Source organism: Oceanobacillus luteolus (genome assembly GCF_042678205.1).
In the GTDB taxonomy this organism is placed as follows: Bacteria; Bacillota; Bacilli; order Bacillales; family Amphibacillaceae; genus Oceanobacillus; species Oceanobacillus luteolus.
This window is the reverse complement of sequence record NZ_JBHUDE010000008.1, coordinates 24,592-34,492: the sequence shown is the minus strand read 5'-3', so window position 1 is coordinate 34,492 and position 9,901 is coordinate 24,592. Positions and strand designations below refer to the sequence as shown.

General features: G+C 39.1%; 12 protein-coding genes and 1 pseudogene. 7 read left to right on the top strand and 6 right to left on the bottom strand.

Translation table 11 applies throughout. The features are described 5' to 3' along the window. Positions 1-239: transposase (locus ACFSBH_RS02490; protein WP_379595923.1), on the top strand; the 239-nt coding region annotated here is incomplete at its 5' end. A gap of 113 nt (positions 240-352) precedes the next feature. On the opposite strand, the gene ACFSBH_RS02485 is transcribed toward ACFSBH_RS02490, so the two are convergent. Both ACFSBH_RS02485 and ACFSBH_RS02480 read right to left on the bottom strand, forming a co-directional pair. Then, positions 353-940 (bottom strand): bifunctional transcriptional activator/DNA repair enzyme AdaA, encoded by a 588-nt coding sequence (locus ACFSBH_RS02485; protein ID WP_251515942.1) that lies wholly within the window; start codon positions 938-940, stop codon positions 353-355. 25 nt (positions 941-965) lie between these two features. Continuing rightward, a complete protein-coding gene (locus tag ACFSBH_RS02480) occupies positions 966-2,231 on the bottom strand; it encodes an APC family permease (protein ID WP_379595921.1) in 1,266 nt (421 codons plus the stop codon). Between the two features lie 262 nt (positions 2,232-2,493). On the opposite strand from ACFSBH_RS02480, the gene ACFSBH_RS02475 reads away from it, so the two are divergent. Continuing rightward, complete coding sequence (locus tag ACFSBH_RS02475; protein WP_379595919.1) at positions 2,494-2,781, top strand: hypothetical protein; 288 nt, start codon at positions 2,494-2,496, stop codon at positions 2,779-2,781. 127 nt (positions 2,782-2,908) lie between these two features. Here the strand turns inward: ACFSBH_RS02475 and ACFSBH_RS02470 are convergent, their stop codons facing one another. After that, complete coding sequence (locus tag ACFSBH_RS02470) at positions 2,909-3,022, bottom strand: YjcZ family sporulation protein (protein ID WP_379595917.1); 114 nt, start codon at positions 3,020-3,022, stop codon at positions 2,909-2,911. Between the two features lie 301 nt (positions 3,023-3,323). Continuing rightward, the gene (locus ACFSBH_RS02465) at positions 3,324-4,514 is read right to left on the bottom strand and encodes a M14 family zinc carboxypeptidase (RefSeq protein WP_379595915.1); all 1,191 of its coding nucleotides are present in this window, start codon (positions 4,512-4,514) and stop codon (positions 3,324-3,326) included. A gap of 163 nt (positions 4,515-4,677) precedes the next feature. On the opposite strand from ACFSBH_RS02465, the gene ACFSBH_RS02460 reads away from it, so the two are divergent. From ACFSBH_RS02460 to ACFSBH_RS02440, 5 genes and pseudogenes are all read left to right on the top strand, one after another. Continuing rightward, positions 4,678-5,394 carry a class I SAM-dependent methyltransferase gene (locus tag ACFSBH_RS02460; protein WP_379595913.1) on the top strand — a complete coding sequence of 239 codons (717 nt, stop codon included), beginning with the start codon at positions 4,678-4,680 and terminating at the stop codon, positions 5,392-5,394. After that, positions 5,387-5,560 (top strand): annotated as a pseudogene (locus ACFSBH_RS02455) (GNAT family N-acetyltransferase); the annotation flags it as partial. The gene ACFSBH_RS02460 and the pseudogene ACFSBH_RS02455, both read left to right, overlap by 8 nt. A 94-nt stretch (positions 5,561-5,654) precedes the next feature. Next, positions 5,655-5,897 carry a YkuS family protein gene (locus ACFSBH_RS02450; protein WP_379595911.1) on the top strand — a complete coding sequence of 81 codons (243 nt, stop codon included), beginning with the start codon at positions 5,655-5,657 and terminating at the stop codon, positions 5,895-5,897. Positions 5,898-5,994: 97 nt separating this feature from the next. Further along, positions 5,995-6,210, top strand: a complete 216-nt coding sequence (locus tag ACFSBH_RS02445; protein ID WP_379595909.1) for a hypothetical protein — start codon at positions 5,995-5,997, stop codon at positions 6,208-6,210. A 526-nt stretch (positions 6,211-6,736) separates the two neighbouring features. Next, on the top strand, positions 6,737-7,138 hold the full coding sequence (locus ACFSBH_RS02440; RefSeq protein ID WP_379595907.1) for an iron-sulfur cluster biosynthesis family protein: 402 nt from the start codon (positions 6,737-6,739) through the stop codon (positions 7,136-7,138). Between the two features lie 47 nt (positions 7,139-7,185). Here the strand turns inward: ACFSBH_RS02440 and ACFSBH_RS02435 are convergent, their stop codons facing one another. Continuing rightward, the gene (locus tag ACFSBH_RS02435; RefSeq protein WP_379595905.1) at positions 7,186-9,138 is read right to left on the bottom strand and encodes an FtsX-like permease family protein; all 1,953 of its coding nucleotides are present in this window, start codon (positions 9,136-9,138) and stop codon (positions 7,186-7,188) included. Next, entirely contained in the window at positions 9,131-9,898 is a 768-nt protein-coding gene (locus tag ACFSBH_RS02430; RefSeq protein ID WP_379595903.1) for an ABC transporter ATP-binding protein, read from the bottom strand. The genes ACFSBH_RS02435 and ACFSBH_RS02430 overlap by 8 nt, the downstream gene beginning before the upstream one ends. Positions 9,899-9,901: the final 3 nt, after the last annotated feature.

The window sequence follows — 9,901 nt, the reverse complement described above, 5'->3', positions numbered from 1 at the left end:
TGGGTTATCTAAAAGGAAAAAGTAGTTTAATGATTTTTGATCGTCACGCGAATTTAAAGTATAGATATGGTAACCGCAAATTCTGGTGTCGAGGTTACTTTGTAGCTACAGTGGGCCGAAATAAAAATCAAATTCAAGAGTATATAAGAAATCAGCTTAAAGATGACTATATGAGCGATCAATTAACGTTATTTGAGGAATTTGATCCATTTACAGGAGAGAAAAATCAAAAAAGATAAGAGATTCTTTTAGAATCAGTGAGTAAGTGTGGTGCAGAAGGGAAACCCATTCAGTGGGCCTTTTAGGCCGAGGCCGGTAATAGAGGCTTTCAGCCGCAGAGCAAACCACCAGTTCACACTGGTGGTTTTGATTTCTTTTGGTTCAATCTAAATTGGTGAGGGGAGCAGCCGCAACTTTTCTTAAAGTGTTTGTAGAAGCTGGAGAGATTCTTGTACCCGATTTGAAAGCATATTTCCGTTACGTTATGATCTGTATTCATCAACAAGTTCTTGGCTTTTTGAATTCTAAGCTGTTCCAAGTATTCGTGTGGTGACGTGCCGGTATGTTCTTTGAAGGTCCGACTTAAATGATAGGGACTTACGCCAATGATGACGGCAATGGTGTCTAAGGTGATTTTTTCTTCATAGTTCTTTTCTAAAAATAATTTTGTTTTCTCCACTATTTCTTGTTGAGGGTCATAGCTGTCGATTAAAAGCTCCGGGCGACATCTTTTACATGGTCGAAAACCTTGTTGTACCGCTTCTCTTGCGTGATTAAAAAAACAAATATTTTTATAATGTGGAGTTTTGGATTTACATGATGGACGACAAAAGATACCGGTCGTCTTTACAGCGTAAAAAAACTTGCCATCAAAGCTGTGGTCACATGTAACGATTGCTTCCCATTTTTCCTCAAGTGAAAATAGATTATTAGATTCCATAGATGAAACCCTCTCATTTCTTCGACTAGCTTGCTTTTTTCCAAGATAAAACTCTTTTTTGAAATGTCATATAGCTTCCATATAAAATGATCACGATAATAGGTACGAAAATATATAATTGAAAAAATGGTAATACAAGAATACAGAAGACTAGAGATATGACAGCGGAATACCACGGTAATGTTTTACTTGTAAAAAGCTTCACACCAGCAGCCATTGAAAAAAGGTATACGAATACGCCTAACGAGGTCGGGATAAATAATATATCTTGGAATGTCATGGTAAAATATTCCGTGATGATCACCCCAATACATGCGAATGCAATTACAAACACTACCATCCGTCTTGGAATTTGCTTCGTCGGATGCATCGTTGATAATTTTTTTGGGAATGCGCCGTCTCTACCCAATGCGTACCCGAGCTGTGTCAGGCTTGCTACAAATGCATTTGAAGTTCCGATACAGATAAAAAATGCCATTACGGCGGTAACCATTTGAGCTCCTATCCCTAGTGTTTCTCCCATTATAGCACCAATCGGTGAAGAATCGCTTTCGATGTTTCCGTAAGTACCGGTTCCAATCGTGATAAAACTCAGAGATAAAAATAAGATACCTATAATGATGACGCTGATGATGGTACTGTGAACGATGTTTTTTTCGGGACGCTTAAAGTGATTGGCAAGATTACAAATCGCTTCCCATCCAAAAAAGGCCCAAAAGATAGCCGTTATCGCTGTTCCGATAGAGTACCAACCGTTCGGAGCAAGAGGTGTAAATCTTTCCAAAGTGATGTTCGGTATGGAAATGATGATGCTGACTGTGAGCATGAGTAATAAACATCCACTTAGGAGTAAGGCAACTTTTCCACTGACCTTCACGCCGTTATAATTGGTAATTCCTGCCGTAATTAAAATGAAGAATGCCAATAAGATTCTTCCCCAGTCAGAAAAGCCAAAAGCTTGACTCATATAATAAGCCCCTGTCAAAGCTACAATGGTTTGTCCAACTGCAGCTGTAACGAAGTAAAACCAACCGACAATATTACCAAAGTGGAATCCAAACGATTTCCGCACAAAAGTTGCAGCACCGCCAGCATCTGGGTATTCACGTGCCAAACAAGCAAAGGTGTAGGCAAGTGGAAGGTTGGCAAGAATTACGATGATCCAAGACAAGATCGAAGCAGGTCCTGCGATAGAAGCTGTTACCGAAGAAATAAACAGAACACCCGAACCGAGAATGGCAGCAATATACAAGGCAATCCCTTCATATAAACCAATAGAACGATTCTCCATAACATCCCCTCTTTCTCTCATTACATTAACACTTCAAAAGGGGAGATTTCTTCTCTTTTCTTGCGTTCTAATTTTTAAAAACCATTTCTAATGGAGGAGAAATATCTTCTTTTGTTGAATTATACAAGGAGCATTCCTGTAGAAACCACATAGATTCAGTCTCATTGAATGATTGCAAACGGGAGGTAAATGAGATTTTTCAAAGAACATAAATGGATGGATAAAGATCAGATAATTGATCATAAGGAAAGGTGGAAACTGTATGAAGTATTCAACAGCAAATTGGTTTGCCTTCATATTTTTTGTTATTGGTGCTGTTCCAGTTGCAACTTATTTTTATTTAGATGCGAAAGATGCGATAATCTCCTTTTTGCCTGTCATTGTTAAACCGGTTGGGGTGACAATGTTTTTTGCAGCATGTTTTCTCTTATTAGCCAGTATGATGGCTTCGAGAACACAGGAAAAGCAAATTAAAAAAGCTCACTTTCAAAAAGCATCTGTAATACTTATTTTACTAGTTTCAATGAGAGTAATCGCCCATTTCCTGTGAAAAGGGAACCGATGTTTGGAATCAACGGACAGGAAGAAGCACGTAGGTTTCATGACGGGAGAATCCTATGTAAAAAGGCTGACCACTATGATAGTCAGCCTCTTCAATTAGGAAATCCTAATTTAAATTAGTATCCATAATTACCGAAGGATGCCCCAACAATAATCAATAGGATGAATAACACAACGATCAAGGCGAAACTCTTACCATGACCGTATCCACCATATCCACCTCCACTCATAGCAGCACCTCCTTTTACCTGAGTTAATAAAGTATATGACAGTGGATTGAACACGCTTGGACTACTGACATTATTACGAACAAAAGGACACTCAAAAAATGAGTGCCCTTTAGGAGGTCCAAGACTATGCTGCAAACGGAGGTAATTTAGTTTATGCGTAAAATACCAATATGAAATGGACAAGAGTGGATTTGATAATCTGTCATTCGATACAGTTTGGAAAAAGTTAAAACAAGGCGATCGAAAGGTTATCTTATTCTATATTTATTTGGAGCAAACTCAGTTAAAAAATAAAAACTGATTACATATATAAATTGGCAAGCATAATCCCCAACGTTTCCTCGTAAATCTCATTAAATTGTGAGATGGGGAGCGGGTTAATTCCAGTGCCGAGTTCTATCGTAAAGCCGGGTCTTCGGTAAACGAGGATAAACCAATCTTTAAAGCCTGCATGGCTATCAACAAAACGAACGGGTTCGTATCCACTCACCCGGGCATATTCATTGGCTATTATTTCAGATTCTGGAGGTTCTAATCCTTGATAACCCCAAAAGATAACTTCGCCTTGAGTGTGGAGTGCATTCGCTCGCTGGAAGTTTCGATTGCCTGTGAGTTCAGCTATGGCAATGGATTCGGGTTCAGTGAGGGGAGCATACCCAGGAAAATCCCTGGGTGCTGGGGATGTAGGTTTTCTTTCCGCTTCAATTTCCCAGTTTGCAGGGTATTGGTTATTTAAATCCACACCACGGATATTCGCCTTCCAATCGGAAAAGTCAGGATCATTATTATTAATCATTAGTACGTCATTTTGAAAATCACCAGCAGCAGTTGCTCCTTCAATCACGAGGTCCACTCCATCCGGATTAACCATAGGAACAGCAGAGAGGAATGTCTGCATAAAATACGGCATCATATTCAGTCCTCTAATCGGCTGATTATTTGTAAGGGACAAGGCATATTGATTAAGGAAGCGCATAATTACAGGTGTAGTAATCCATTCATTCGCATGAAAGGAGCCATTTACATGAACTTGTTTATTACCGATGCCGATTTGTAATTCCACCAAGTCTTTTCCAAGAACCGAGTTTCCAATTATATTTCTTCTTATAAAAGGATAAATGGTAAGCAGAAGATTGATATCCTCAATCATTTTTTCATAAGTATAATCGGCAGGATCACTGAGGACTAAATCGGTGATACGAACTGGAACCACGATGGTTTGCCCCACTTGCAAGTTTGCTGACTGGATTCCAGGATTGACTCTGAGGATGGCATCCACAGTTGTTTGATGACTGACAGCGATTTTCCAAAGTGAATCAGCAGGTCTTATCTGATAACTTTGTGTAACATAGCCTGGAATTTGAACACTCTGTCCAATTTGTAGCTGCGAGCTGGAGAGAGTAGGGTTTGACTGGATGATCAACTCAAGTGGTATATTGAATAACCGACTATAAAACCAAAATGAATCCCCACTACGTACATAAATTTCCATCTAATCGCTCCTTTTATCGACTATTAAATCTTATGATTCTAATGGTAAAATGTGCTCTTGTAGGGGATTCATCATTTGCTTCTTAAGGAGGAGAAACATAAATCCTTGTTGAATTTATTATAAGATACAGATTAATGCTCTAGGCATGGAAAGTTGGTGAAAAATGATCCCATTAGTATATGACCAAATCAATCGTTGGGCGAAAGACGATGAGTTCTTTTTAGCATTACTAAAAAAGTTGAAGGTAAATAAAATCGCTGATTTAGGCTGTGGCACAGGAAGGTTGACTGCACATTTTGCTAAAGAGGGCTATCATATTACAGCTGTCGATCCAAATGAGGAGGCGATTGAATATGCGAGAAATAAACAATATCCAGGTGAGCTGGATTGGATAGTTGGGGACAGTTCCCATTTACGAAAACATACGTTTGACGCTGTGATCATGACCGCAAATGTAGCACAAGTCTTTCTGACGGATGAAAGCTGGCAACAGAACTTATCAGACGTATATCGTGCATTAAAGCCAGGTGGACATTTTATATTTGATACTCGTAATCCAATTGCTAGAGTGTGGGAAGAGTGGGAAAAAGATATGACACCTGATGTTGCGGTACATGAAGAGACTGGTGATACGCTTGAGATATGGACGGAATATGAGGGGTTCGCGGAGGATGTTTTTACTTTTTACGAAACGGTAAAAAATGTACGTACGGATGAAGTACTCATTCGTGAAAAAATGCAATTAAAATTCCGCACGAAAGAAGCAATCGATGAATCGCTTTTGCAAGCAGGATTTTCACAAATTGAAGTATATGGTGATTGGGAATTTGAACAAGCAACAGCGGAATCTAAGTCGTTTATTTTTCACAGTAGAAAATAAATTGCACCGGATTATCGCTACTTGTCAGCCTGAGAATATTCCATCTTATCGGGTGATGGAGAAGATTGGTATGAGAAGAGAAGGTCTTTTTAAGAAGTGTATTCCTCAAGGAGAAGAGTGGTGGGATGAGTATTATTATGCGATTTTGGAGGAAGAGTGGCTATAATAACAGTCTTTTGCAATCTCGGATGGGGTTAGAATAATATTCCCTATTGTGGTGAAACTACCAAGGAATATAAATCAATAGGGAGGCAGTTTTTATGGCACGTATTGGAGTGGAACAGTCACTGACTCAAGTGAAGGAAGCATTAATGGAAATGGGACATGAAATCATTGATTTGCAGACCGAAGAAGATGCACGTCAGTGTGATTGCTGTGTGGTTTCGGGAATGGATAATAATGTGATGGGCATGCAGGATACTGTTTCAGAAGGACAAGTAATCAATGCACAAGGATACAGTGCAGAAGAAATAACCCAGATGGTGAACGAACGACTTAGCTAAGATGGATGCAGGCTTTCCCTACATGGGAGGCCTTTTCATTTAGAGTTACTCGTTTTTAATCAACGCTTCGGCCATATTACAACTAGAGGTGATCATAATGGGTAAAGAAAAGAGAAATGAAAAAGAAAAAATCAATGTAGAGTTAGGCGGAATGAGTCTTTATGGGACAACTTCCAATACTGAAGTCGGAGGGTATAAGGCTTCCGGAGATATTGAAAATGCGGGCAGACTGGATAAAGGTTTTCAAAAAGTTGAAGAAGATGATCTTAAAGCCAAAGCTTCCATCAAAGAGGGAGATCAAAAGGAGTATTAATCTCTATTTTTGTGAGAAGTTCTATATGAAAGTTAAAGCTCTCGGATGATATCCTGGGGCTTTTTTGTAGATCATTCGTTGAAGAAGCCCATTGATATGGAGTAAAAAAGACGATTACATATAACCGTCTTATCAGAAACTTTTTAGATTTGTCCTTATCGTCTTGGTGGAGGTGGGTTCAATTATTTGCTTCGTTGTATTTTTTAAATGCATTTGGTATATTTTGGATTTTTGTAACAGACCACTGTTTATTTGAGTGTGTACGTGAGTTCAGTTTTTGGGCAAACGTTTTTGCAGTATCATAGTCATGGAAGACCTTATTAGATGTACTATTCGAGTCTTTAAGTATTTCAGTTTGTCCATTTACTTTCCTATTGATCATATACATAATGGTTCTCCCTCCAATTGAACCAAAATTCCTATTTTGTCTAATTCTACCTGATTTTGTCAGCGAATACTATTACAGATAGGTTAAAAATCTTTATTGCTTGATGACTGATATAATATAATTGTAACAATGTTTGGAATGGCAAGTGAAGGGAATGGAGAATTAAGACAGATCATCTTCATTTCGGGCTTCAAAGAAATAAAGGGAGTGTTTTTCATGTCTATCACGATTACAGAGCGAGCATCAGAAGAACTGAATAAAAGAATCGGTGAACGGAACGGATACCTTAAGCTGCAAACCGAAACGAAAGGTCTTTCCTGTGATTCAGGAATACCTACGTTGTATTTTGTCCCGTCGATACAAGAAAAGGAAGACATTCTGGTAGAGACGAACGATCGTCCGGTGTTATTGGAGAAAACGGAGCACTTTTTCAGTGACGACTTGAAGATTGATTACTCGGATACCGTGAACAGCTTTCAGTTAAAGAGTCCTGCACAAATTATAAATGGGAGAATGACATTTATTATAAAAGAAGGTTAAGAAAATGAAAGGCCCAGTTCATTTTGGAACTGGGCTTTCTTACGTATTTAACTAACAATCTTATAATATTCCCTTGCCGTCACCAGATAAACAATTGCATAAAAGACAGCAAATACGAGTACGGTAATCACCGTCCAGAGTACAAATAGGCTGACATTGGTCATATTGAGTAGAGCTAGAAGTTTGGTGATCACTTTAAAGGCAAAGGCTATGTGGATGACAGCTCCGACTAGCGGCATGAAAAATACAATCAGCACTTGGCCATGAATCGATTTTTTAATTTCCTCTTTACTTAAGCCGACATTCTGCATAATTTCAAATCGTTTCTTGTCATCATATCCTTCTGAAATCTGCTTGTAGTACATAATGAGTACGGTCGCCATGATGAATAAAGCACCGAGAAAGATTCCGAGGAAAAAGAGCCCGCCATATAAGGAATAAAAGGATTCCCTCGCTTCTTCTTTCCCTTCTGCATATCCTTCGATAGATTGTTCTTTTAATAGTTGGGATAAAGATAGGGTCAGAGCAATTTCCGTTTCACTATCCGCTTCGGTATCGAAACCGTAATAATAGGACAAGTCTTCCTTTGGTGAAATCTCGTTTATAATGTTTTCATCCTTCATGATGACAAAATAACGATTCGTCAGCATGGCAACCGCCATCCCATCAAAAGTTAAATCATCAAGCTGATCCTTAATTTTAAATTCTTGATCAGCAATGGTAATCGTATCTTCAATAGGATCTCCCCGAAACGTGTATAAGAGAACTTCATCATCATCCAATGTGGCGGATTGCTTTTCCAACTGATTGTATTCGTCCAGTGGCATTGCCTCGATGATAGAAATATCAGTGAAAGATTGTGACTCCGGATCATGTGCAGAAAATGAATTTCCTTGCTGGGTCATTGGAAATTCGACCGAACGATAATGAATCGGGTTGATCATTTCTACATTATGTTCGTCAGCTTCATCAACTATATTTTTTTCAATTGATTCAGCCTCTTCTAGAGACACATCAAATGCAGAAACACTGATTTCTTTCGGATACCGATGTTCCAATGAATCTTCCATCCCGATATAGAGGGAAACGGTTGTAGAGAGCATGATTAATACCATCGTTGATAAAATACATATGCTTGCAAGGCCTGCCGCGTTTTGCTTCATTCGATAAATCATGCCAGATACACTGATGAAATGTTTCGTTTGATAATAAAACTTTTTGTTTTTCCGTAATAATTTCAATAAAGCGATGGTTCCCGCTGTGAATAAGGCGTAGGTTCCAATGATGACGAGCACGACGGCTAAGAAAAATTTAACCATTGCCGTCAGCGGCGACTCCGTGACAAGGGCGATATAATAACCGTAACCAAGCGTGATGAGACCTATGACGACAAGCAGCCATTTTGTTTTGGGCTCCTTTTCGCCGACTTGTCCGCCACGTAACAATTCAATCGGTTTTGCCAGATGGATATGCCTTAGATTGTTCAATAGGATAAGAATAAATATTCCTGAAAACAAGAGGACGCTATAGACGATTGAAAGTACTGATATAAAATATGTGAACTGAATATTGAATTGTAAAATGTTACTCAACAGCAAAAACATCAGCTTGCTTAAAACGATTCCACTTGTTAACCCAAGGAGCAGGCTGAGGGCTGAAGCAAAGAAAGTCTCGATAGAAATAACTTTCGCAACATGTTTCTTCTCCATGCCAAGCACGTTGAATAATCCAAATTCCTTCTTCCGTCGCTTGATTAAAAAACTGTTTGTATAAAATAAGAAGATGACGGAAAAAATCCCGATGACGTAGTTTCCTAGTGTCAGCATGGTGATCAAGGCTTCGCCACCAGACATTTCCTTCAATCCTGGGTTGCTGGATATGAAATGCATCATATAAAACATCGCGATGATAAAGATGTTGGAAAGAATGTAAGGAATATACGTTTTTCGATGTTTGTTCATGTTGCTGAGTGCCAGTTTGGAATAGAAGAATCTACGCATTTCTCCCACCGCCCGTGGCAATGATGTTTAATGTTTCTGAGATTTTTTGATACATTGCCTCATTGGATAAGGATCCTTTATAAAGCTGGTGGAAAATCGTTCCGTCTTTGATAAAGAGCACCCTTCCAGCATGGCTGGCGGCTTTCGTACTATGAGTAACCATCAAGATGGTTTGACCTTCTTGATTGATTTGTGAAAAGATCCGCAGTAAATCATCGGAGGCGCGTGAATCCAACGCTCCAGTTGGTTCATCAGCAAGAATGAGCTTTGGATTTGTGATCAGGGCTCGTGCTACAGCTGTTCTTTGTTTTTGGCCTCCTGAAACTTCATAAGGGAACTTAGTTAAAATCTCACTAATCCGTAGTTTTTCAGCTAATGGAACTAACCGGGCATTCATTTCGTTATACGATTTACCCGATAAGACGAGTGGTAAGAAGATATTATCTTGGATGGAAAATGTATCGAGTAAATTGAAATCTTGGAAAACAAAGCCGAGGTTCTGCCGGCGGAAGGCTGCGAGTTCTTTTTCCTTAATCGTTACGATGTTTTTATTTTGCAGCATCACTTGTCCGCTCGTTGGTTGATCGAGTGCGGCTAAGATGTTTAATAGCGTTGTCTTTCCTGAGCCGGACTCTCCCATAATCGCCACATATTCTCCCTCGTCCACGGAAAAGTTTACATCCGTAAGAGCGTGGACCTGGTTTCCTCCGAACCGTGTCGTATATATTTTTTTAAGATTTTTAACTTCTAATAATGTCATCGT